26 protein-coding genes are annotated in these 21,819 nt (G+C 67.3%); 16 read left to right on the forward strand and 10 right to left on the reverse strand.

Annotated elements, in window-relative coordinates; translation table 11 throughout:
• Positions 1 to 9 precede the first annotated feature (9 nt).
• A complete protein-coding gene (locus NLX83_RS15385) occupies positions 10 to 1,173 on the forward strand; it encodes an aminotransferase class I/II-fold pyridoxal phosphate-dependent enzyme (RefSeq protein ID WP_254235517.1) in 1,164 nt (387 codons plus the stop codon).
• Here NLX83_RS15385 and NLX83_RS15390 read toward each other — a convergent pair.
• From NLX83_RS15390 to vanY-N, 5 genes are all read right to left on the reverse strand, one after another.
• Positions 1,127 to 4,456 carry an AfsR/SARP family transcriptional regulator gene (locus tag NLX83_RS15390; RefSeq protein WP_254235518.1) on the reverse strand — a complete coding sequence of 1,110 codons (3,330 nt, stop codon included), beginning with the start codon at positions 4,454 to 4,456 and terminating at the stop codon, positions 1,127 to 1,129. The two genes, NLX83_RS15385 and NLX83_RS15390, sit on opposite strands and share 47 nt — an antisense overlap.
• A 136-nt stretch (positions 4,457 to 4,592) precedes the next feature.
• Positions 4,593 to 5,372 (reverse strand): PE-PPE domain-containing protein, encoded by a 780-nt coding sequence (locus NLX83_RS15395; protein WP_254235519.1) that lies wholly within the window; start codon positions 5,370 to 5,372, stop codon positions 4,593 to 4,595.
• A 99-nt stretch (positions 5,373 to 5,471) separates the two neighbouring features.
• Positions 5,472 to 6,905: a sensor histidine kinase gene (locus NLX83_RS15400; RefSeq protein WP_254235520.1), complete on the reverse strand. Its 1,434-nt coding sequence runs from the start codon at positions 6,903 to 6,905 to the stop codon at positions 5,472 to 5,474.
• A complete protein-coding gene (locus NLX83_RS15405; protein WP_254235521.1) occupies positions 6,902 to 7,591 on the reverse strand; it encodes a response regulator transcription factor in 690 nt (229 codons plus the stop codon). Before NLX83_RS15405 ends, NLX83_RS15400 begins: the two co-directional genes overlap by 4 nt.
• A gap of 19 nt (positions 7,592 to 7,610) precedes the next feature.
• Entirely contained in the window at positions 7,611 to 8,180 is a 570-nt protein-coding gene (gene vanY-N / locus NLX83_RS15410) for a D,D-peptidase/D,D-carboxypeptidase VanY-N (RefSeq protein ID WP_256563090.1), read from the reverse strand.
• A gap of 177 nt (positions 8,181 to 8,357) precedes the next feature.
• Here vanY-N and NLX83_RS15415 point away from each other — a divergent pair, with 177 nt between their 5' ends.
• The 10 genes from NLX83_RS15415 (at position 8,358) to NLX83_RS15460 (ending at position 16,147) form a co-directional block, all read left to right on the forward strand.
• Entirely contained in the window at positions 8,358 to 8,702 is a 345-nt protein-coding gene (locus NLX83_RS15415; protein WP_254235523.1) for a hypothetical protein, read from the forward strand.
• A gap of 45 nt (positions 8,703 to 8,747) precedes the next feature.
• Positions 8,748 to 9,485, forward strand: coding sequence for a GntR family transcriptional regulator (locus NLX83_RS15420; protein ID WP_256563893.1), 738 nt, complete (start codon positions 8,748 to 8,750; stop codon positions 9,483 to 9,485).
• A 1-nt stretch (position 9,486) separates the two neighbouring features.
• On the forward strand, positions 9,487 to 10,302 hold the full coding sequence (locus NLX83_RS15425; RefSeq protein ID WP_254235525.1) for a dTDP-glucose 4,6-dehydratase: 816 nt from the start codon (positions 9,487 to 9,489) through the stop codon (positions 10,300 to 10,302).
• Entirely contained in the window at positions 10,292 to 10,447 is a 156-nt protein-coding gene (locus NLX83_RS15430; RefSeq protein WP_254235526.1) for a hypothetical protein, read from the forward strand. Before NLX83_RS15425 ends, NLX83_RS15430 begins: the two co-directional genes overlap by 11 nt.
• Before the next feature lie 93 nt (positions 10,448 to 10,540).
• Entirely contained in the window at positions 10,541 to 10,729 is a 189-nt protein-coding gene (locus tag NLX83_RS15435; protein WP_254235527.1) for a hypothetical protein, read from the forward strand.
• Positions 10,730 to 10,979: 250 nt separating this feature from the next.
• Positions 10,980 to 11,684 (forward strand): hypothetical protein, encoded by a 705-nt coding sequence (locus NLX83_RS15440; protein WP_254235528.1) that lies wholly within the window; start codon positions 10,980 to 10,982, stop codon positions 11,682 to 11,684.
• A 299-nt stretch (positions 11,685 to 11,983) separates the two neighbouring features.
• Complete coding sequence (locus tag NLX83_RS15445) at positions 11,984 to 13,174, forward strand: helix-turn-helix domain-containing protein (RefSeq protein ID WP_254235529.1); 1,191 nt, start codon at positions 11,984 to 11,986, stop codon at positions 13,172 to 13,174.
• A gap of 1,249 nt (positions 13,175 to 14,423) precedes the next feature.
• Entirely contained in the window at positions 14,424 to 14,831 is a 408-nt protein-coding gene (locus tag NLX83_RS15450) for a hypothetical protein (protein WP_254235530.1), read from the forward strand.
• Positions 14,832 to 14,891: 60 nt separating this feature from the next.
• A complete protein-coding gene (locus NLX83_RS15455) occupies positions 14,892 to 15,800 on the forward strand; it encodes a hypothetical protein (protein ID WP_254235531.1) in 909 nt (302 codons plus the stop codon).
• Positions 15,797 to 16,147 carry an RNA polymerase-binding protein RbpA gene (locus NLX83_RS15460; protein ID WP_308209311.1) on the forward strand — a complete coding sequence of 117 codons (351 nt, stop codon included), beginning with the start codon at positions 15,797 to 15,799 and terminating at the stop codon, positions 16,145 to 16,147. The genes NLX83_RS15455 and NLX83_RS15460 overlap by 4 nt, the downstream gene beginning before the upstream one ends.
• A 26-nt stretch (positions 16,148 to 16,173) precedes the next feature.
• Here NLX83_RS15460 and NLX83_RS15465 read toward each other — a convergent pair whose 3' ends face one another.
• A complete protein-coding gene (locus NLX83_RS15465) occupies positions 16,174 to 16,485 on the reverse strand; it encodes a hypothetical protein (protein ID WP_254235533.1) in 312 nt (103 codons plus the stop codon).
• Here NLX83_RS15465 and NLX83_RS42250 point away from each other — a divergent pair.
• The 5 genes from NLX83_RS42250 (at position 16,429) to NLX83_RS15485 (ending at position 19,219) form a co-directional block, all read left to right on the forward strand.
• On the forward strand, positions 16,429 to 16,560 hold the full coding sequence (locus tag NLX83_RS42250; protein ID WP_374118763.1) for a hypothetical protein: 132 nt from the start codon (positions 16,429 to 16,431) through the stop codon (positions 16,558 to 16,560). The genes NLX83_RS15465 and NLX83_RS42250 overlap by 57 nt on opposite strands.
• A 475-nt stretch (positions 16,561 to 17,035) precedes the next feature.
• Positions 17,036 to 17,524: a hypothetical protein gene (locus tag NLX83_RS15470; protein WP_254235534.1), complete on the forward strand. Its 489-nt coding sequence runs from the start codon at positions 17,036 to 17,038 to the stop codon at positions 17,522 to 17,524.
• A gap of 159 nt (positions 17,525 to 17,683) precedes the next feature.
• Positions 17,684 to 17,947 carry a hypothetical protein gene (locus NLX83_RS15475; protein ID WP_254235535.1) on the forward strand — a complete coding sequence of 88 codons (264 nt, stop codon included), beginning with the start codon at positions 17,684 to 17,686 and terminating at the stop codon, positions 17,945 to 17,947.
• 4 nt (positions 17,948 to 17,951) lie between these two features.
• The gene (locus NLX83_RS41855) at positions 17,952 to 18,794 is read left to right on the forward strand and encodes a DddA-like double-stranded DNA deaminase toxin (RefSeq protein WP_254235536.1); all 843 of its coding nucleotides are present in this window, start codon (positions 17,952 to 17,954) and stop codon (positions 18,792 to 18,794) included.
• Entirely contained in the window at positions 18,791 to 19,219 is a 429-nt protein-coding gene (locus tag NLX83_RS15485; RefSeq protein ID WP_254235537.1) for an Imm1 family immunity protein, read from the forward strand. The genes NLX83_RS41855 and NLX83_RS15485 overlap by 4 nt, the downstream gene beginning before the upstream one ends.
• A 65-nt stretch (positions 19,220 to 19,284) precedes the next feature.
• Here the strand turns inward: NLX83_RS15485 and NLX83_RS15490 are convergent, their stop codons facing one another.
• The 4 genes from NLX83_RS15490 to NLX83_RS15505 all read right to left on the reverse strand — a co-directional run bounded on the left by NLX83_RS15490 (position 19,285) and on the right by NLX83_RS15505 (position 21,363).
• Positions 19,285 to 19,404 carry an SOS response-associated peptidase family protein gene (locus NLX83_RS15490; protein ID WP_254235538.1) on the reverse strand — a complete coding sequence of 40 codons (120 nt, stop codon included), beginning with the start codon at positions 19,402 to 19,404 and terminating at the stop codon, positions 19,285 to 19,287.
• Positions 19,405 to 19,582: 178 nt separating this feature from the next.
• Positions 19,583 to 20,062, reverse strand: a complete 480-nt coding sequence (locus tag NLX83_RS15495; RefSeq protein ID WP_254235539.1) for an ATP-binding protein — start codon at positions 20,060 to 20,062, stop codon at positions 19,583 to 19,585.
• Positions 20,063 to 20,129: 67 nt separating this feature from the next.
• On the reverse strand, positions 20,130 to 20,327 hold the full coding sequence (locus NLX83_RS15500; RefSeq protein ID WP_254235540.1) for a hypothetical protein: 198 nt from the start codon (positions 20,325 to 20,327) through the stop codon (positions 20,130 to 20,132).
• A gap of 208 nt (positions 20,328 to 20,535) precedes the next feature.
• Positions 20,536 to 21,363, reverse strand: a complete 828-nt coding sequence (locus tag NLX83_RS15505; RefSeq protein WP_254235541.1) for a serine protease — start codon at positions 21,361 to 21,363, stop codon at positions 20,536 to 20,538.
• Positions 21,364 to 21,819 lie beyond the last annotated feature (456 nt).

Below are 21,819 nucleotides of genomic sequence, written 5' to 3' on the forward strand. Positions count from 1 at the left end.
GGCGGCGCCATGTCGATCCCCTTCCGGGAGGTCATGACCGGCCCCGAACTCCCGACCAGGTTCACCGACGCGGAGCTGGTGACGCGCTACCTCGACGCCGGAAGCCCTGCGGGAGAACCGATCTACCTCGGGTTCGGCGAGACCTGGACGGAGATCGCTCCGGGGCTCGCGAAGATCCTGGCGACGCCGATGCCCCCGCACAGCCACGGCTACGTGATCTCCCAGTTCGGCCTGCCACGCCTGCAAAAGGTGCTGCGGGGCTACATCGCCGAAACGCACGGTCTGCCCGCTGGAGCCGACTTCGAGGTCGCGGCGACGGCGGGCGGCACGCGGAATGCGATGTTCGACTTCGCACGGCTGGTGCGCCAGTCCGTAAGAGACCGAACCCCGGTCGCGGTCGTGCCCATGCCGGGGTGGGACTACGAGGGCGTGTTCTCCGCGCTCGGCTACGAAACGCGCTACCTCCCGCTGCGCGCGGAAACCGGCTATCAACTGTCCACAGAGGACTTCGGCGTGGTCGACGGTGCGGACCTGGTGGTGATCAATGCTCAGCACAATCCGACCGGGGTCAATTGGGACGCCACCGCCGTACGCGAACTGATCCGCCGCACCGATGCCGCCCTGCTGCTGGACGACGCCTACTACGGCGTGCACGATCCCGGGATCACTCCGACGTCGGCGCTGCGCATTCTCCTGGAGGAGCAACCCCGACAGCACTGGCTCGCGGTCCGTTCGCTTGGCAAGCAGTTCCACTGCAGTGGTTGGGGAATCGGCGCGGTCACCTCAACACCCTCCACTTTGGACATATTGCTGAACGAGGAGCTGTTCCACCACGGCTTCGCCGCCGCGATCCCACTCCAGTACGCCATGGCGGAGTGGCTGGAGAACCCCGAATCGGCGACGTTCCTCGGGCACATGAACGAGGAGTACGCGGCGAAACGGGCTGCGCTCAAGACGACCCTCAAGGATGAGGACCACCACCTCGGTGAGTGCACGGCGTTCATGCGCTTCAAAGCCCCGGACGCCGACTTCCGGCTCAGGTGCTTCCGCGAGACCGGAGTCTTGTTCAGCGACAGCACGCCGTCCTCGTGGCTGAGGCTCTACCTGGGGCCACCGCTGCCCGTGCTCACCGAAGCCTTCGAACGCGTTGCGGGAGTTCTCCGCGCGCAGTGATGGCGTGGTCGCGCAAGGCCCGAGCGCCGCACGCGGTGAACAGCTTGGCGCTCGCGGTCAGCTCGGTGAGCGCTCGGTCGTGGTGCCCGGCGTTGCTCAGGCTCACTCCGGCCCGGAGCCGTGCCCGGCCTTCCTCCAGCCGGAAACCGTTGGTGCGGAAGGTTTCCGCCGCCTTCAGCGCGAGTTCGGCCGAGCGGTCCGGCTCGCTCGCGGTCAGCGCGTGGGCGCGGATGAGCTCCGCCACCGCGACGTTGGTCTCGTGTGCGGGGTGCCGGACGCGCTCAGCGCGCTCAACCCACTCGGTCGCGTCCTCGGGGCGTCCACGGGCGGCCTCGGCGTAGGCGAGCGCCTCCAGCAGAACGAGCATCTCCGTTTCGTCCCTGGCGAAGGACTCGTAGTCGTCACAAGCGTTCCGGACGCTCTCCCGGCCGGCGTCGACATCGCCGGAGTAGACGAGCACCAGGCCGGGACCGCAGCGCGCCATGATCGCCCGCCAGTCGCGTCTGCCCTCGGAGCAACGGGCCGCCTCGGCGCCCAGGCGCAGTGCGCTGTCGTGGTCACCGAGCCAGCTCAGCACCAGCGAGTGAGCGGACAGCGCCATCGACATCGTCTCCGGCAGGCCGACCAACCGCGCGCGGTCGACGGCCTCCGCCGCCAGCGCCGCCGCCTCGGCCAGGCGTCCCAGCCGCCCCAACGTGAACGCCTTCTCCGAGTAGACGGTGGCGATCACGTGGTGCTCTATCACGTAGTTCTGCATGTTGGTCCTGGCCAGCTCGGCGGTGTAGTCCAACCGCGCCAGCCCGCGTTCGACGCGACCCGCCAGGACCTCGGTCCAGCACAGCCACGACAGGGCCTCGATCCACAGCGCGTGCTCGTGCGGGGCCAGCTCCGGCAACCGCGCGTCCGCGATGTCCAGCCATTCCCGCGCCGCGGGGATGTCGCCGCAGAGGTAGGCCGACATCGCCCGCAGGACGGCGAGCGCGAACCGCATCGCCGGGTCCAGCTCCATCGCTTCCAGCTGGTCCAGCAGCAGCCCGGAACCCGCGGCGTCCCCGGTGGTCAGGTGCTCGACCGCCAGCCGCAGGTGCAATGCCGCGGACTCGGCGGAACCGTTGTCCGGCAACCTGTTCAGCTCTCCGAGCAACAGGGACTTGGCTCGGCCCGGCGAGCCGAACATGCGTTCCACGGTCGCGCACAGCATCGCCGCGATCATCCGGCGCACACCGTCCTCGCCGGGGATCAGCGCCAGCAGCCGCCTGCTGGACTCGACGCCTTCCGCGCCCTGGCCGTCGAGGCACTGCGCGAACGCCAGCAGCATCAGCATCTGCAACCGCACGGGCTCCGCGCCCGGACCGTCCGGAACCAGCTTCTGCGCGGCGTAGAGGTTGGGGCGCTCGGTCTTGAGCCAGCTGGTCCCGCGTTCGTAGGAGGTGAACTCCGGCAGACCGGTCGTGATCTCGTCTGTCCTAAAGGGACGGTCGGTCACGCCTTCGATGGGGACACCCATCTGCGCCGCGCTGGTACCGGCCGTGCAGTAGTAGCCGAGCACCCGGTCGACGGCGGCATCGCGCTCGGTTTCCGGCTCCTCCGCGAGGGCGACCGTGCGCGCGTGCTCGCGGAGCAGGTCGTGCAGCTGGTAGCGGCCCGGCGCGGGCTGGGTGAGCAGGTGGACGTCCAGCAGCTGCTCAAGGCCCTCCTCGGCCTCGGTGAAGTGCGTGCCGGTGAGCGCGCCCGCGAGGTAGGCGTCCCAGTGCGGGCCGGGGACCAGGCCGAGCAGGCGCTGCCGCTCCGGCGGGAGATCGTGGTAGGACAAGGAGAACGCGGCCGCGACGCTGCGATCGCCGACCGCGAGCTCGGTCAGCCTGCGCCGCTCGTCCCGCAACCGCTCGGCGAGGTGGGCGACCGACCACGCGGTGCGGGAGCGGAGCCTGGCGGCCGCGATGCGCAGCGCCAACGGCAGATATCCGCACAGCTGAGCCACTTCGTCGATCGCGTCCGGTTCGGCATCGGCTCGTTGCCACCCGATGATCCTGGTGAACAGCGCGATCGCATCGGCCCGCGGCAGCAACTCCAGGGAGATGGAGCGGGCGGTGTCGAGATCGGAGAGGCGGCGCCGGCTGGTGACGAGCGTCAGCGAGCCCGCCGTGCCGGGCAGCAGCGGTCGCACCTGCGCCGCGGTCGCCGCGTTGTCGAGCACCACGAGCACCTGGCGCTGGGCCAGTTCGGCCCGCCAGCGCGACGCGCGTTCCTCGACGGAGTCGGGGATCTGCTCGACCGGCACTCCGACCGCGCACAGCAGGCTGCTCAGCGCCGCCGCGGGCGCCACCGGCTGCCGTCCCTCGGTGTAGCCGTGCAGGTCCAGGAAGAGCTGCCCGTCGGGGTAGCGGTCGGCCAGCTGGTGCGCGGCGCGCAGCGCCAAGGTGGTCTTGCCGATGCCCGCCATCCCGTCGATCGCGGAGATCACCACCGTCGTGCCGGAGCTGACGTCGAGCAGCTGCCGGATCTCGTCGGCACGGCCGGTGAAGTCGGCGACGTCGCCGGGGAGGTCGCTGCGCGGTGCGGAGAGCGCCAGCGCCGGGTCCTCGCGGAGGATCTGCTGGTGCAGCTTGCGCAGCGCGGGACCGGGGTCGGTGCCCAGTTCCTCGGCGAGGCAGCCTCGGGTGAGCTCGTAGCGCGTCAGCGCCTCGGCCTGGCGACCGCTGCGGTACAGCGCGAGCATCAGCTGCCCGGCCAGCCGCTCGTCCAGCGGTCGCTGATCTGCCCGCGCGGCCAGGGGAAGCACCAGGTCGGCGTGCTGGCCGCAGCGCAGGCGGACATCGGTGTAGTCCAGTTCGGCCTCGGCCCGCTCCGCGTCCAGCGCCGTGCGGACCGTGGTGAGCCACGCGGTGTCCAGCCCGGCGAACGGCTCGCCGCACCACAGCTCCAGGGCCTGGCCGTAGAGGACCAGCGCGCGCTCGTCGTCGGCGGATCGGGCCTGGGCGAGCAGCTGCCGGAACCGGTGCAGGTCCACCGACCGCTCGTCGGCCACCAGCACGTAGCCGCCCGGGTTCCGGTTGATCTCCAGCCCGGCCGTGCGCAGGCGGGCGAGGTACCCGTGCAGCGCGTTGCGCGCGCTGTTCGGCGGGCAGTCGCCCCAGACGCGCTCGATCAGCTGCTCGGCGGACACCGGCCGGTTCGCCTCGACCAGCAGCGCGACCAGCACGCACTGCCGCCGCGCGTGGCCGACGTCGACGAGCTGGTCGTCCACCCAGGCCGCGACACCACCGAACAGGCGAAACTGCACCGCTACTCGGCCCCCTCACCATGGCTCAACCGGTCGACGACAAGTGTGCCGCCGACCGGTTGTCCAGCCCAGGGGTTTCAGCCAGACCGAGCAGGTCTTTTCAGGGTTTTTCCGCCGCGCGCCCCAGCCACGTGCGTCAGCCGGTCGGCCACGGCGGGCGGCAGTTCTGCCGGGGCAGGCGCACCGTGCCGTTGGTGAACACGCCGTCGGCGATGGTGTCGCCCATGATCGAGCGGTGGTCGGCGGGCCGGACCCACTGGTAGCACTGGTGCTGGGCGAAGTACCCGCCCGGCGCCTCCAGGGTGTCGAAATGGCAGACGCCATCGCTCTCGATGCAGTACCGGATGTAGGGAATTCCGCCGAAATCGGTTCGGCCGGGGCCGAAGGAAATGTATCCACCGAATGGCGATGGAACACCCATTCCGGCGGGAATGATGGCGCTGATCCCCCTTCCGGGCGGACCGACCGGCTGCATCGGGTCGGCGAAGATCTTCGCCCGGAACCGCGACCGGTCGACGCCGAGGCGGCCGTCGGCGATGTCGTCGAGCACCTTGTTCGCCACCAGGGCGCCCTGGGAGTACCCGACGATGGTGAACGTGGCGCGCGGATTCTCCCGGAAGGAGTCCGTGACCACGCGCTTCGCCACGTCGTGGCCGACCGCGACGCTGCGGTCCATCGGCGTCTGGTCACAGCCCGGCAGCCCGGCGGCGCCCGCCGGGTAGTGCACGACCTTGCGGATGCCGCCGCGCAGCCACGCGTTGTCGTACACGTTCCCGGCACCGTCGCAGGTGCCGCCGATGAGAATGTAGTAGTTGGCCCCTCGGGCCTGTGCAGTCGACGTGGTCGCCCCGAACAAACCGGCGACGAGGGCCGCTACAGCCGCGCCGACAAAAGCGGCGCGTCTGGTTTTCTTCACGTTGTTCCCTTTCTTTTCCCATGAATGGGAATGCGCGGCGAGACGCTAGCGGCGGGCCCTGAAATCCGGGTGAAACCACAGGACGATCTTGTGGCGCGCCTACTCGGCCGGTTCGCCGCCGGACCGGCCACGGGGAACGACCAGGGTGAACACTGCGCCGTCCACATTGGACACGTCGATCCGGCCGCCGTGCAGCACCGCGTTCTCGTAGGCGATCGCCAATCCCAGCCCGCTGCCTTCGGTGTGCTGACGGGCCCGGTCACCGCGAACGAAGCGATCGAAGACGTACGGCGCGAGGTCGTCGGGCAGTCCGGGGCCGGAATCGGCGACGACGACCCGGACCCAGCCGGTCCCGCTTCCGTCGATCGTCACGGTGATCGGCTGCCCGCCGTGGCGCAGCGCGTTGGTCACCAGGTTGCGGACGATCGTGTGCAGGCGCCGGGGATCGCCCGCCACCGCCGTGTCGCCGATCGTCTGGACGCTGATTTCCGCCTCCGTCATGGCGATCACGTCCGCCACGAGCGCGGGGAGATCAACCCGCTCAGGCCGGAAGTCCGCGGCTCCGGCGTCGAAGCGCGACATCTCCAGCAGGTCCTCGACGAGGGTGCTCAGCCGCCGCACCTGCGTGCCGAGCAGTTCGGCGGAGCGCTCGCGATCGTGCGGACCACCGCTGCGCAGGCTCTCGGTCGCGGCGAGCATCGACGCCAGCGGAGTGCGCAGGTCGTGCGCCACATCGGCCACGAACCGGCGCTGCTGCTGGTCTTTGCGGCGGAGCTGGTCGATGGACTCGCTCAGCCGGTGCGCCATCGTGTTGAAGGAGGTGGCCAGGTCGGCCAGCTCATCGCGGCCGCGCACCGGCAGCCGCGTGCCCAGCGCTCCCGCGCCGAGCTGCCGCGCCGCGGCGGCCGCCACCCGGACCCGGCTCTGGATCCGCCGTGCCGCGAAGACGCCCGTCGCCGCCCCGAGCAGTCCCACGACCAGCGTGACCAGCAGGAGCTGGCGGGCGAGCTGGGCGAGTTCGTTGTCCAGCTTCTTGGTCGTGTAGGTCTCCACCAGCAGCAGGTCCGGGTTGACCTGCCCGACGAGCACGAGCCGCGTGTCACCGTGGATCTCCGCCCACGCGGTGGCGGGCTTCAGCTGCCGCCGAGCCCCTTCGACCTGCTCCGCGGGCCACCTGTGCTCTTCAAGACCGGACGACCCGGCGACCGAGGCGTACTCGCCGGCCACCACCGGGGAGACCGGGCCCGAGGTCGCCTTCAGGTTGACCACGGCCCAGCCCGACAGTCCGAGCCTGCCCTCCATGTACTCCGCGATCTGGTCCACTTTGGACCCCGCGGGCGTCGTCTTGACGATGAACTGGTGCGCCTGCTGGGCATCGGACTCGAAACTCGCGCGGGCGGACGCGCTGAACCTGTCCAGCGTCGCGCCCACCTGGAGCCGATAGGTCACCAGGGCCACCATGCCGGTCGCGACGAACGTGACCAGGACGACGGTGAGCGCGATGCTGGCGCGCAGGCCGGGCTGCCACCTCACGGCGGGTCCAGGCGGTAGCCGAACCCGCGCACCGTGCGCAGCAGCGTCGGCTTGCCCGGGTCCGGCTCGATCTTCCCGCGCAGCCGGGCCACCGCCGCGTCGACCAGGCGCGCGTCCCCGGCGTAGCCGTAGTCCCACACCCGGCGGAGGAGCACCTGCCTGCTCAGCACCTGGCCGGGGTGGTCGGCGAACTCCATCAGCAGCCGCATCTCGGTCGCGGTGAGCCGCACTTCCGTCCCGTCCTTCGTGACGGTCATCGCGTCGCGGTCGATCTCCAGTCCGCCCAGCGCGTGCACGCTCTCGCGCTGCGGCTGCGCGGGCGCGACACGGCGCAGGATCGTCTTCACCCGAGCGTCCAGCACTCGCGGCTCGACCGGCTTGACCACGTAGTCGTCGGCACCGCCTTCAAGGCCGACCACCATGTCCACCGGATCGCTGCGGGCGGTCAGCAGCAGCACCGGAATCGTGTCCCGCGCGCGGATGCGCCTGCACACCTCGAAACCGTCCATCCCCGGCAGCATGACGTCCAGCAGCACCGCATCCATGGGCACGTGCTGCTCGAACAGCATGCCGAGTGCGTCTTCGCCGGTGGGGGAGACCTCGACTTCGTGGCCGAGTCCGCGCAGGGCCCGGGACAGCGCTTCGGCGAGTACGGCGTCGTCTTCGACGAGCAACAACCGGGCCACCGAGACTCCTCGCCGACGATCACCACCTGCTGGCCGAATGGTAGGGCTCGGCACCCGGATGCGGCATCCGCAACGGCGGTCTTCCGTCCGTTTCCGGGCGATACTCGAAATGCCACCATTCGTTGTCGTAGGTCCGGTACAGGTCGTAGCGACCGCCATGTAGCTCCAGCCAATATGCGCCCTGCGTCGGCCGCACGTCCATCGCGATCCCGCGCACGTGGCTCGACTCCTCCGGTGGCAGAACCCATCGCCGCGCCGCCGCCCAGGAGCCGGTTCTGCGCACCTGTTCGGCGAACATGCGGTGCTGCTCCGCCGCGTCGCGATGACCCGAGGTCAACCCGATGAGCTGGCCGTCCTGCCAGAACGCGTCGGTGCGCGCTTCTTCGAACGCCCTTCGGGCGCGCGGGTCCAGCCCGTCCAGGTTCTCCGCGGGATACCTCAGCCCGAGCGCCCATTGGCAGGCCAGGTGGCGCGCTCGCCCCGGCGCGCGGAGGAACGCCACGGGCAGCAACAGCACGGCGAGCACCCGCGTGCTCACCCTCATCAGACGGTCACGGGGACGATCAGGAATGGCACGCGATTCGGTCATAACGCCAAGGTCCGCGCGAACCTTTCCGGCCTGTTCCCTGTTCTGTCACGAAATCTCGACCGATTGTCACAGTTCCGCACGATCACCCCGGCGTGATCCAGGTCACTCCAACTCTCGTGCCGGTGGCGGCATCACACCTCATGTCAGCGCGAAAGACCATTGAGGGAGTTGCTTCACATGAGGAAGATCCGGCGCACGCTCGGCCTGGCCGTTCTGGCTGCGACTTCGCTCGCCGTCGTGACGGTGGGCACCGGCAACGCCATTCCTCCCAAGCTCAGCGTCTCGGTGACCGAAGGCCTCGTCGACCTCGTCGGCGCGTGCCCCAACGAAGCTCCCAAGGCGCACGGTTGGTACGGCTTCGTCGACGGCGTCGAGCCCGAGGAAATCAAGGAGATGACCTACGCCAACGGCTCGTGGACGACCCACTTCACCAACGTGAAGCCCGGTACGTACATCGCCGTCATGGGCTGCGACGGCGAGCAGGACACCGTCACGCAGCGCTTCGTCGTCGAGCCCAGGTAAGGCTTCGCGCGGGCCGGGTGATCCTCGGATCACCCGGCCGGTGAGCTGCGAGAACGGGTCGCGCTCGGCGACTACGGACCGTCCGGGGCGTTGGACAGCGAGGCCGAACTCGGGCGCCGGTACGAGGTGAGCCGGGTGACCGTGCGGCGGGCCCTGGAACAACTCTGCGCGGAAGGGCTTCTGGTTTCCCGCAAGGGAGCGGGCTGGTACGTCGTTTCCGGCGCTTCGTTCGGGCAGTCCCTGGCGCTGGGCAGTTTCCAGCACGCGGGCTCGGCGGTCGCCGAGGCCGGTGTCCCACTCGCGCGCACGGTGGTCGAATACGGCTACGGCGCCGCGCCCGACAGCGTGGCCCATCTGCTGGCGATTCCCGGCGGCACCGAGACGCTCCGCGTCCAAGCGTTGCGGCGCACCGGTTCCACGCCACTGGACGTGGTGACCGAGTGGGTTCCGTTGGCACAGGCGGCCCCCGTCAGCCGCGTGGACGCCGAAGATCCGGGAACGTGGGAGACCCTGCGCCGCCAAGGACATCAGATTGCCGTGGTGCGCCAGAGCATCGCCGCCACGGCCGCCTCCCAACGCGTTGCGGACCTGCTTGAGGTACCCGTGGCCACCCCCGTGCTGCTCGTCCGCCGCCTCGCCGTGGGGCCGGACGACAAACCCATTGCCCTGTCCGAACATCGCTATCTCGGGCACCGATTCCGGCTGGAGGTGGAATTCCGCGGCTGGCCCGCCGCCGAGCCACCCGGAGTCGCACCGATCACCAGCGCCGAACAGGAAGGCTGACATGCGTCTCCTCGTCACCGGCGCGGCCGGGTTCATCGGTTCCCACTTCGTCCGTCATCGGGTGCGCGCAGGCGACAACGTCATCGCGCTCGACGCGCTGACCTACGCGGGCACCGAGACCAACCTCGCCGACGTGCGCGACCGGATCACCTTCGTGCACGCCGACATCGCCGACGCCGAGCAGGTGCTGCGCGACCACCGAGTCGACGTGATCGTCAACTTCGCCGCCGAGTCGCACAACAGCCTCGCGATCCTCGATCCCGGACGCTTCTTCCGCACCAATGTCCTTGGCACACAAGCACTCCTGGAAGCCGCTCGCCAGGTCGGAGTCGAACGCTTCCACCACATCTCCAGGTGCGAGGTCTACGGCGACCTCGCGCTGGACGCTGAACAAGCCTTCACCGAGGACTCGCCGTACCGGCCACGCACGCCGTACAACGCCAGCAAGGCGGGCAGCGACCACGCGGTGCGCGCCTACTACGAGACTTTCGGTCTGCCGATCACAATCACCAACTGCGCCAACAACTACGGCTCTCACCAGTTCCCCGAGAAGGTGCTGCCGCTGTTCACCACCAACGCGCTCGACGAACTGGGCCTGCCCGCATCGCTGAAGCAGGAAGTGCCCGACCGTCCCGGTCATGACCGCCGCTACCTGCTGGACTCCACCAAGATCCGCCGCGAGCTCGGCTGGGAACCTCTCGTGGAGTTCGACGCCGGAGTGCGCGAGACCGTCCGCTGGTACGCCAACAACCGCACCTGGTGGGAGCCGCTGCGCGACCGCTCACCAGTCACCGAAGGCGCATGGCATGCTGGTTGATCACTTCCCGCTGGTCGGGCTCCGGCTGACCACGCCAAGGCTCGAACTGCGGCTGCCTTCTCCCGAAGACCTGGCCTCCGACGGCATCCACGACCCTGGCGTCATGCCCTTCGTCGCGGCCCGGTGGCAAGGTGCTCGTCGGTGATCGCAACCGGACGCGCTGCCCAAGCTGACTGTGGTGCGGTGCTGGCAACGAGCGCGGCAGCACGTGTTCGTGCCAACGGTCCATGCTGGACCGTTGGCCAAGGTCCCGTACGACCTTCGGCACGCGGTGGTGTCGACGTGGCTCAACGGAGGTGTCCCGCCGACACAGGTCGCCGCGTGGGCGGGGCACTCGGTCGAGGTGCTGCTCAAGATCTACGCCAAGTGCCTCGACGGCGGTCAAGCCGCGGCGCAGCAACGAATCCAGGCGGCTCTCGGCCACTGAGCCGCAGAAGAAGCGTCGGCACACATTCGGCACAGACACCCGTAAACGGCCGGATTCAGCCGGATACGACCGGACACAACAAAACCGGCCCCTGACAGCATCTCTGCTGGCCAGGGGCCGGTTTCGTGCGTTCTTGGGCTGGTGCCCCCGGCAGGGCTACACGCAGACCATCTCCGCCTGCACGTCGTCTGCTCGAAGGCATGCTCGTCATTGAAGGACGGTTTGAGCTGGATGTTTTCGGTGGTTCGCGATGACGATCACCGGGTTGGCCGTGGGCGGGTCGGAGCTGTCCAGGTGGCGGGCGAGGTCGACTTCGGAGCTGGTCACGGGAGTCATGGCCGTTGTCGTTGGGCTGAGCTTCGTGTTCGGGTTCGGCAACGTGCTGGCGCTGGCGTTGCGCCTCGGGGTGACCGTGTGGGTGGCGCCGCTGGTCGCGCCCGCAGTTGATCTGACGGTGGTCGGCCTGCTGGTGGCGATCCGTCGACTAGCTGTTGCCGGTGTTGCGCCGGAGCGAATCCGGGCGGCTCGTCGGCTACTCGTGCTGGCCAGTATGGCGACGCTGCTGCTCAACATCGCGGAGCCGTTGATCTTGGGGCAGTACGCGAAGGCGGCGTTCGACGCGGTAGGTCCGTTGTTGTTGATCGGGTGGGCGGAGGTCGGGCCGGACCTGCTGGAGGCTTTGGACTCCCTCGAACGGCAGGAGCAAGCCAGCCCGACCGAGGAAGCTGAACGCCCACCGAGGCGAGGTTCTGTGCCGACGGCTGCGCGAGCGGTTCGCAGGTCGAAGTGGACAGGGGCCGAGCTTCTTGAGCTGGCACGCCAAGAGGATGCGCGTCATCGCGAACTGCACGGCCGGCCCATCGCAGCCGACACGCTACGAAAGCGGTTGGAGATCGGGGCCGAGCGCGCACGACGACTTGTCCACCTGCTGCGCCAGCCACTGGCAACGGACTGAAGAGCATCGAGTCTCTCGTGCAGGCAGCCTTCCGGCAGGCAGCGCACTGTCGGGGATCGCGGCGGGCGCCGAGGTGGAACGGCTCCACGACCTCGGCTGTGGAGAGGTTGCGCTGGAGCCAGTTCTGCCCGGCCGCACAGTGCGGACAGGCTGTCCCGCGGTCGGCCTCGCCGGTGCGGGCGTCCACAGACTGGGCCGGTTGCTCGGGCTGTGTCGTGAAGGTGAGGACGCGCGTACCGTTAGCGATGTCGTCGAACACCCGTCCCGGCTGACGAGCCTGCGAGAACAGGGAGTGCAGCGTGGAAGACTCGACCCAGCTCAGCTCTAGCGTTCGCCGTCTCCGGACACGCCAGGGGATGTCGCAGAACGACCTAGCGGTGGCAGCGGACGTGTCCGTTGACGTAGTTCAACGACTGGAGCAAGGGCGGAGAACTCCTAAGCTCGAAAACCTCTACCGGATCGCCAGAGCGCTTGACGTCGGTATAGCCGATCTCTTCGGCGCGGTCCGCCCGGTAAGAGAAGAGCTATCACAGCCCCCTATTGTTGCATCGCTTCGTGACGCCCTCATTAATGTCGCAGACCTCGCTGACGACTATTGCGATGAAGAAGTTCCCAATCTGAGGGAGCTTGAGCGTGCAACGATTTATGCTACTGGCACCTATTGGGCAGGGCAGTATGCCCTACTGGGGGAAATTCTTCCGCGGTTACTTGTGGATACTCACACGGCAGTACACAGTGCGCCTGTTGATTCGGTTGCTCCCTACGCTGATCTATCAGCTCAAGTCAGGCAGATTGCTGCGGCCGTCCTTTTGAGATTGGATGCTGCAGACCTGGCGCTCGGCGCAGCTCGTGACGCAGTTAAGGATGCCAAGAAGAGTAACGATCCACTTCGGGTTGCTGCCATTAAGCAAACAATGGCACATGTGCTCATCAGGCAGGGCCTTTTCCCAAAGGCAAGCACTCTAGCGCAAAAGACCGCCGAGAGCATCCAGGGCTTGGGTACTTCGCGGCAGCATCTTGTCGTATATGGTGGCCTCCTATTGCGGGCAGCAGGGGCGGCTGGGCGCGCGAACGATATTTCGGGCGCGGAATCGCTGATTGCAGAGAGTCGAGATGCCGCCGCCCGCGTCGGAAGTGATTCTACGGACTACATGCTCAGCTTTGGCCCTTCGCAGGTGACCGTGCAGCAGACCGATACGTGCGTCATTTCCGAGAATTACAGCGGCGCGCTTCGAGCTGCCCGGAGGATGCCTCGGAACAGTTCCCTTAATCTCCTTGGCAGGTTTCGGCACCTTTCTGACGTATCTCTGGCACAGACGCGCGAAGGTCAAGTCGAGCGTGCTACTGACACGTTGCTGACCATGGAGAGTGCGGCGCCGAACCTCATGCGCGCCCAACGCTTGCCGAACCTGATCCTGCGTGAGCTTCTAGATCTTCGTGAGCAGGGGCGGCTACGTGAGCTCGCTGTCCGCCAAGGCGTAGTCGACTAGCACGTCACCCGTCCGGCTGTAGGCCAAAGCTGCCTACCTCGGTGTCGTAAATCACTTCTAGCGTCACTTCCACTACCGGAGGTGATGCACCGTGATCGACTCACAAGCCACGAGCCGACCTGAAGACGACACGCCTGGCTCCGCTCCGGACCAGCGCAGTGTCATGGAGGCCCGGCACCCCGAAACGGTCTTCTGTGCCCTGCTGCGGCAATTTCCGTACGACACGCAGCTGAGGATCTTGTCGGCCATGGCGACGGCCACGGGGGTCTGGCGCATCCGACAGGCGAGGGCGTCATGATCCGCCAGATCCGCGTGCCTTACCTCGATGCGTTGGTGGAGTACGCCTTGGAGGTGCTCGGCGAGGTGGAAGCGGCGGGGTCGACGCCGCGGGGCCGAGGTCTCCGGTCTTCTCATCTACGGTCTGCGACGCGTTGGTTCCTGGCGATGCGTGACGAACACTGGCCGGTTCCACTTACGCCGCGTTGGAGACGTCGGGGGCGGCACGCGCAGCGCGTGTGCTCGTCTTGCGCGACGCGATTCCTTCAACGCCCTGTGGCATGGCCGTGTCCCAGCATCGAGGCGATTGATGCTCATACGGAGACGTTCACAGCCCTGGAGCGAAAGGCTCAGCGCATCGAGGAGGAGGCAATCGCCCCAATCGCTGCTCTGATCGAGCCGCGTGAACCCGCTCCCGTGCCCTTACTCAGACCCGGCGACCGCGCGCCGCGTCATCTACTGCGTGTGAGCTGACGCGCAAACTCGGTTGGCGTCGTGCCCTGCGTTGACGCGGCGATGTCAGCCGTGCGGATGGCGGGAGAACGCAGGCCCCGCGTTCCCCGCCACCCGCCCACTTCCGCACTGACCGTCCTGTTTCGGGCTCCCGGAGTGATCGTCAATGTGCATTTGCGGCTGGGACCTCGTCACGCTCGCGGTCGCCTTGGGAATCAGTGCGGGCGCCATCTTTGGTCTTTGGCCCACGATTCCCCGTGAAGTAAGGGAGTTCGGTGACGAGCGTGACGGAGAAGTCACCGAACCCATCTTCCCAGCGCAAGATTAGGCCACCGGTCACGGCGCTCAACGGCGTACCTCCCCGTGACCGGACATGGGGGCTGTGGGCGAGTCCCGCCGAGCGGCCCACCTCGCCCGCAGCCCTCCCATCTTCCTCGCACAGCAACGAAACAGGTAGACCATGACTATCCGTCGAAGGACTCAGCCGAGTATCCCGGAACTCGACGCAGTCAACCGCGCCGTGTCCATCCCCGACAGCGACCCGTTCGCGTTGGAGACGTTCCCGAAGTACAAGGCGACGACCGGGCTGGAGCGTCTCCGGTGCGAGCGTCGGATCGTCACGGCGTATCGGGCTGGCTTGAGCCGCAACCAGATTTCTGTCCGCACTGGGTGGAGCACGTGGGTTGTAAAGACAATCTTGGCGGATGCGGCCCTCACCGAGTTGGACCGTCGACGTGGCTTGATGTCGCTGGTTGCCGTGCACATCTCCGATCTGGTTTGGCTGCGGTTCTGCGAAGGCAGGTCGCTGGAGCAAATCGCTGATGATATGGAGATGACCTCGGAGACCGCAACACAGTTCCTGCGATTCGCGAAGCTCGTGCGGCGCCCCCGCTTCGTCGAGCACGGAAAGCGCGCTTCACCGTGGTAGGCCAACGCAGCGACATCGATTCACCAGTTTCCGTTTCATCACAGCATTTCAGGATTGGTTATGCCTACCTACCCGCCTGTGCCGGAGTTCCACAGCAACCTCAAGGGCGTCGTGATCCCGGAGCGTGATCCGTTCAGGGTGTTGTCGTTTCCGCCGCTTCGGCTCGTCTCACCGCAGCAGCAGCGTCACTTGGATCTGCAGCTCGCCGACGCGGTGCGAGCCGGTGTACCGGTCGAGGAGTTGGTGGTGATGACCAAGTGGCCGGAGAACGCGGTGACCACCGCGTTGGCCCGGGCGGGCATCGATCCGGCCGACCCGGCGCTACGGCGGGACCTGGTCGCGCTCGTCTCAGCGCACTTGGCCGATTTGGTGTGGCTCAACGTCGAGACTCGTGCGAGACCCGTGCACGAGGTGTGCGAGGACATGGGCCTGACGCCCTTGCAGATGGGCTTGCACTACACGAATGCGCAGCGGCATCACGGCCACCGCCGCGTAGAGAGCAAGGCGTGCCTCGGCCTTCCGCTCCTGTGGTGGCCGGACCACACCGATATTTCAACCGCCACGCTGGATATCCCGTCGCGTGATCCCTTCGCCATGCCGGATGTGGGCTCCTCGTGGCGCTCGACCAGTGATGCCGAGGCGATGGCGTTCGCGGACGCGGTCGTAGCCGCCTTCACCGCTGGTGAGCCCGCGCAGTCGATCTCGGTACGCACCCGGGTTTCCCGGGACGTCATCGAGGACTTCTTGCGTGAGGCCGGAATTCCCCCGCCATGGGAGCGCCGACCGCTCCCGGGTGTGCTGCACCTGGCCGACTTGATGCTGACGGAGCGCGTCACCCGTGCGCACCTCTGCGAGGGGTTGTCGGTCAGCGTGCTGTGCGAGCGCTACGAGATGAACGCCTTCGACATGATCACGCGGCTCTGCGGCGCTTCCACCGATGTGTTGACCACCTTGGAGCAGGTCCGGTGACCCGAATACGCAACGGCAACCGCAACGTCCGCGGCGCCCGGGGGTACCACGCCTCTCACGAGAGGCCCATCGACTCGCCTGTGGCGAAACAGCCCAGGCGATTTCGCTGCCCGCACAAGCACGAGGTCGTGATCCTGTTCGCCGCCAACGCCACCAAACTGCCCGACGAGTGGGACTGCCCTCAGCACGGGACCACCGCCGTGATCACGTCCGCGCCGGACGCTCCGCAGCCCCGAGCCCGGGCGCGGACCCACTGGGACATGCTCCTCGAAAGGCGCACGATTGCTGAGTTGGAGGTGTTGCTCAACGAGCGCCTGGAGATGCTGCGCCATGGTCGCGTCGCGTGACTTGCTTGCTCTGCACCGAATTCCGGTCAGGCCGACCGGAACATGTTGCGACAGAAGAAGGACACGTTGAGAACAACATCAGGACGGCTCGTTGCGCTGTCGGCCGCGCTGCTCGCCGTAGCGACCGCTGCCGCCGCACAACCAGTGACGCCAACACTCACAGACAGCACGTCTGAGGAGAGCAGGATCATCGGCGGCTCTCCCGCCGAGTCCCCGATCGCGATGTCGTTGCAGATGTCGCACAAGGGAAATCCGAACTTCGACTTTGCGGCGGAGCGCTGCTGTCCGGCGGTCAGCACGTTCTCACCGCGGCGCACTGCTTCCTGCTGCCCGGCCACCCACGCCCCGCAGGTGCACGTTCGAGCTGGGCATCCGAACAAGCACAAGGGTGTGTACGCCAAGGTCGTCGCTAGCCGCACTGCGAACTTCAGTCAGAGGCCACCTGGTGTCAATGACCTCGCGGTCCTCACGCTCGACGGGCGTCTCCGGGCTCGGTCTACATGGATCGCGCCGTTCCCCGGAGACATCGGCACGACCGTCTACCCCGCCGGGGGTCGCACCACCGAGGCGACCGGCTGGCAAAGAGTTCTCCTGAGTCGATGACCAGAGGCGAGAAACCAGACTTTAAGAAGTATCAGCGTGCTGCTGACGACCATGCGACGTATGTCGATCCCGAATTTCAGAATGAAGTAAGCGAACCTTCCAAGTCGAAGATGGAAGAGCCTGAGATCGATGTACCCGACCAAGGGCGAGAGCGTGGATGACAGCACGGCTGAGCCGGCCGAGCCGAGCCGATTCCTCGTCCGTGATCCCGTTACAGGGCAACAGGAAGCACATGTACTTCTGCTGTGACAGGCAGCTTGACGACAGAGAGCATTGGAGGACCTGGTGGCCGTTACGAGGTACGCGGCGTTGGTGGACCCGGGGGAGTTCATCGGCCGCCGCATCTGGGTGCAGAACGGCATGGAGCCTCGCATCCGGGACGTGGACTGCGCCGAGACGATCAGCGTCGACTACTACCCGCCTGGCGAGACGCGTGACGAGTTTTCCCTTACGTACCAGCCATTTGCGTTCTTCGCAGCACTGGAAGCGATGCAGGCGGCGGGGAAGGCGTGGTGCGAGCTGCACGGGTCACCGGAGGAAGCTGCGGCGCAGTGGGGCTTGCAGCCGTATGAATCGGTGCATGATGAACTCGCGGGTGTGGTCGGGCTGCGCAAGTTGGGGCCGTCTGTCCGTCGCCTGCTCTCCGAGCTAGCAAGCGCCCAGGACGGGCACGGCGTGTTTCTGGACGCGGCGGACTTGGCGCGCTCGCTTGTTCGGTGCGCAGAAGCCGACGCGGAGACCACGGCCACCGGGGTGAGCGAGGGACCGGAGTAACGCCCCCAACAAGAAGAAGGTGCTTCCGAGAGGACCGCAGATCGGGTTCAGGAAGTTGCACCGGCTATGTCTGATCACGGAGACGAACGGTGCGGCCTTATTGCTCCCATTGCAGGGTCGCACTGTCTTGTCCAGGGCGGCGACTGATGGGGGTAAGGGATGGAGTTCTCAGCAGGTGAGGTCCGCGATGTTCTCCTCTTCCTCGCCGCGAGCGCACGGGAGAAGGCAGGCGAGGCGGAGGACCTGAGAGCGCGGACGCAGGAGGCGTTGAACGAACTGCACGCGGCCTGGGAAGGCTCCCGGCACGACGACGCCTACACCGGGAAGGCGTACGCCGCGACAGCCCTCTCCGAGATCCAGGACGGCCTCGCCTGTCTGCACCGTGCCGCCGAGATCGTGACTTCCGCCGCGCACCGGATGTGACCGCGTGCCCTCCTACTTCTCCGAGGTCGCCTCGCGCCTGATCGCGGCCCGGAACAGTCTCTCGCCAGCGCAGCTTCGGGAGCTTGCCCGCAGAATCCGCGACGAGCTACGCCCAGCCCTGGCACAGGTCGTCCAGGGCAGCCAGAACTTCGAACTCGACGATGCCCTGGGCATTTTCGGCAAGGCGGCAGACGGGTTCGAGCAGGCCGCAGACAACCTCGACTGCGCCGCCGAACGCGTCCACTCCTACCTCGCCGACACCTACACCGTGGCGGGAACGTCAGAGCGCGTCAGCGAACCAGAGAACCGGGGGCCGGCACGGAGGGGCGGCTCGATTCCCCACCCGTCTACGTTGCCTCCCACCTTGATGGCCGACTCCCTCGATCCGGAGTGGGCTCGCGCTCAACAGGCGAAGCTGCTCGACCGGCCCGACGACTCCGGGCCGACGACCGGCCTGGTGTTCTTCACCGACCTCTCCGAGGGCGTGATCACCAGCGGAGCGCCCCCGATGCCTCGCCCTGGAGAGGACGAGCCCGACGCCGACCGCGCCGATCGCGAACTCATCAACGCGGCCGGACTGATCCTCACCAACTCCGAGCACTTCCCTGAGACATCCACCTCCGGGAGCTTCGCCGTCCAAACCCACGTCGAAACCAAGACAGCAACGCTCATGCGACAACGAGGCCTCACCTACGCCGCGGCCGTCATCAACAACCGCTCCGTCTGCGAAGGCGAACGCAGTTGCCGCGTAGCCGTCGCCGCGATCCTGCCCATCGGGTATACGCTCGTGATCTGGGAACGCGGCGCCGACGAGCCCGTTGTCATCCAAGGAAAGGCACGGCCTTGATCGTCGTCACCGCCATCATCCAGAACAAGTTCTACTTCGCCGAATCCCTCGACGAAGCCGAAGTCCTCATCGATGACGCCCTCAGCGGACGGTTCTGGAACTCCCTGACCAAGCTCTACGCCTCGGACCGCCCCTGCTCGGACGGAACCTATCCCGGTCACCAACTCGGTCTGGGGACCGAGAAGACCGGAGCGCACGCCGCCGTCCACTTCGTCACCACCGACAAGAACGGCCTGCTGTTGCAGTCCCTGAACCCGACGCCGCTCGCCGACGCACCGGAGATCATCTTTGACTCCGAGGGTGGGATCTTCTTCCCTCCCAACGCGATCATTCCCCGAGCAGCCGCCAAGACAGCAGCGCTGGAGTACTGCCGAACCAGCGAACTTCCCTCGGCACTGTCCTGGCAACCGTCCTATTGGAGCTGAAAGGCACACCAGCGTGCGCGCTGCCAATTGTCGGCATCTGCTGCGGGGTGCCGTGCTGACGAGCATCACTCCGGGTCCAGCAACGCCTTGCGCATCTCGCTGGACGGCAGCACGACGGGGCTGCGGTCGTGGATGTGCCCGAGCGCGTCAGTGGCCGTGGTGGTCAGGATCGTGCACGTGCACAACCACCACCCAAGAGCCGGTCAATACTCGCGCACACTGTGCAGACACCGGTCCTGCTGCCCGAGCCGTGTGCGCCCAGGGCTACCAACATGGACGTGGTTTGGACACCTCGGTTACCCCCAAGCTCCATCCCCACCTGGGGATCGCCGCCTTGTCGGCCGGTGCGCGGACAGCTGCCGGTCAGGAGTGGTGGTGAGGACACCGAGGCACCGGAGCGTGGGGAGTGTCGTTCTGCTCGTGCCACTGCGGCGGGGAGGGCTCGGGGCAATCCAGGCAGGCCCACACGGCCTTGCCGTTGGGCTGGCGGCGGATTCCCCAGTCTCGCGCGAACTCGGCGATGAGGGTCAGCCCGCGCCCGCGGTGCGCGCCTAGCCGGGAGCGCCCGGGTGTCGGTGTGCCGACCGGGTCGCTGTCGCGGACTTCCAGGTGCACCAGCCGCGCGCGGTCGTCACGCCGGAAGGACAGGCGCCGCGGCGGTCGTCCGTGTTCGAAGGCGTTGGTCGCGAGTTCGGTGGCCAGCAGCTGCGCGCCGTGCACGCACTCCTCGGACACTCCCCGCGGCGCCTGGGCGATCTGCTGCCGAAGGCGGTGCAGCGGAGGTTGGGCGAGCGCGTCGAGGTCGACATCGAAGACGAACTTCCCCTCGGTGACCTCATCCACAGCGCCTCCCGAGTTCATCCCTGCCGACTCATTTCTCGCTCGCCCGGGGTACCCGGGTGATCCGCATTCACGCTGCGCCCACCCACCTCGGCCCGAACGGGTACCACGGCGCCAAGGGCCAACCCCCCGGTGAGTGCGCGCGGTTGTGGTCAGGCCGGGGCTTCGTCCAGCCGAGCACCAGGCAGCTCCGGAACTGCTGGTAGTCCAAGCCGGTCAGGCCGAGCCCCACCGTGGTGGTTGGCGCGGTGTCGTTGCCGGTGAGCACGGCGTTCCGAAGCAGACGCTCAAGGAAGCGGGTCGAAATCGATGATCATGCAGGTGATTGAGGTCGTTGCCGAGCTCGAACGCCTCACCAAGGAGCGGCGCGTGGGACGAGTACACCGCGTGGAGGCCAGGTGGGAGCGATGCTGAGTTCGAGCACGAGCGTGTGTGTCCGGTCGTGCTCGAACTCGGCGACGCGCGTCCTGTGCGGGTCAGCTCGCCGGTGGGCTGTCGGTGGTGTTGTCCATGATCCACTGCCGGTAGTAGCTGGTCCTGGCGAACACCGCCGCGGGCGCACCTAGGCAGTTACTGAAGCTGGCGATACCGACGACTTCAGAGCGCCCATTCACGCGATGGAACAGCGGGCCACCGTCATCACCGTTGCAGATGTCCGTCCAGTTCCGGTTGTCGCCTGCGGTGTCACGGACGCAGATGTGATCCTTGAGGAACTCCGCACCGTAGATCAGGGCGCAGTTGTCGGTGTTATGGGGGATCTCCACGGTCTGCAACTGCTCTGGGTGGTCGCCGAAGCGGGAGAGGCGGCCCCAGCCGACCACGGTCAGCGGTTCCTGCGCGGCTGGTTCCTGGGTGGGCAGGGGTGCTGGACGCACGCGTGCTGATGGCTGTACCGGAGCCTTGAGCTTGACCAGGGCGATATCCCGCTTGGGTGACTTGGGGTGGTTGTCGTACTCCGGGTGGACACGGATGCTGGCCACGTCGTGAAGGAGTTCATCCTTGAAATCGTCGATCGCGTAGAAGTCCAGCGCGACGGTCATGGTCTTCGGTGTCTTGTTGTACACGCAGTGCGCGGCGGTCAGGATGTATGTGGGTGAGATCAGCGTGCCCCCGCAGAATGGGTCACTCAACCCGTCGTCAGTGATTCTGAGCAACGAGGCGAAGGAGGGAAACTGCCCGACCTCCGCGTCGCGGCCACCCACGATCGCCTCCGCTCGCGGGGTGGCCGCTGGAGACATCCCCCACGCCAGAACTGCCGCTAGCGCCAGGGCGACCGTACGAAGCCCGGGCTTGATCCAACTCACTGTCACTGCCTCCTTCTCGCCGACCAACGCCGCGAGGCCATCCGCCCCGTCAGCGCCACCCAGCCATGAGACCGCACGACAGGAGGGCAGGCATATCAAGATCACCCGAGCGTGTCTCCACGGGAAGTGGTCGCCCTCGGCCCGCCCCGAGATGGACCGGCGAACCACCGCGGGAACCGGGCTGGCTATCACAACTCGGGCTTCACCCGAACCGCACCCGGTCACCTTGATCCACACCACGCCGGCGTAGGGACGCAGGAAGGAAACCCTTACGCGCCAGAGCATCCGATCCGTCGCACGGAGCCCCGCTTGCTGAGCGCCATTCGTCTCCTGGTGGTCCCGTCAGTGCAGACATCCCGCGCGTTTGCGCGCTGACGACCTCTCACGCAACTGCGACGGTGGGCGTGCAATGACAAACCTTCTCCGGGCACCGTCGCGGTTTGCTGCGAAGTGACT

It is taken from the genome of Allokutzneria sp. A3M-2-11 16 (assembly GCF_024213555.1).
In the GTDB taxonomy this organism is placed as follows: Bacteria; Actinomycetota; Actinomycetes; order Mycobacteriales; family Pseudonocardiaceae; genus Allokutzneria.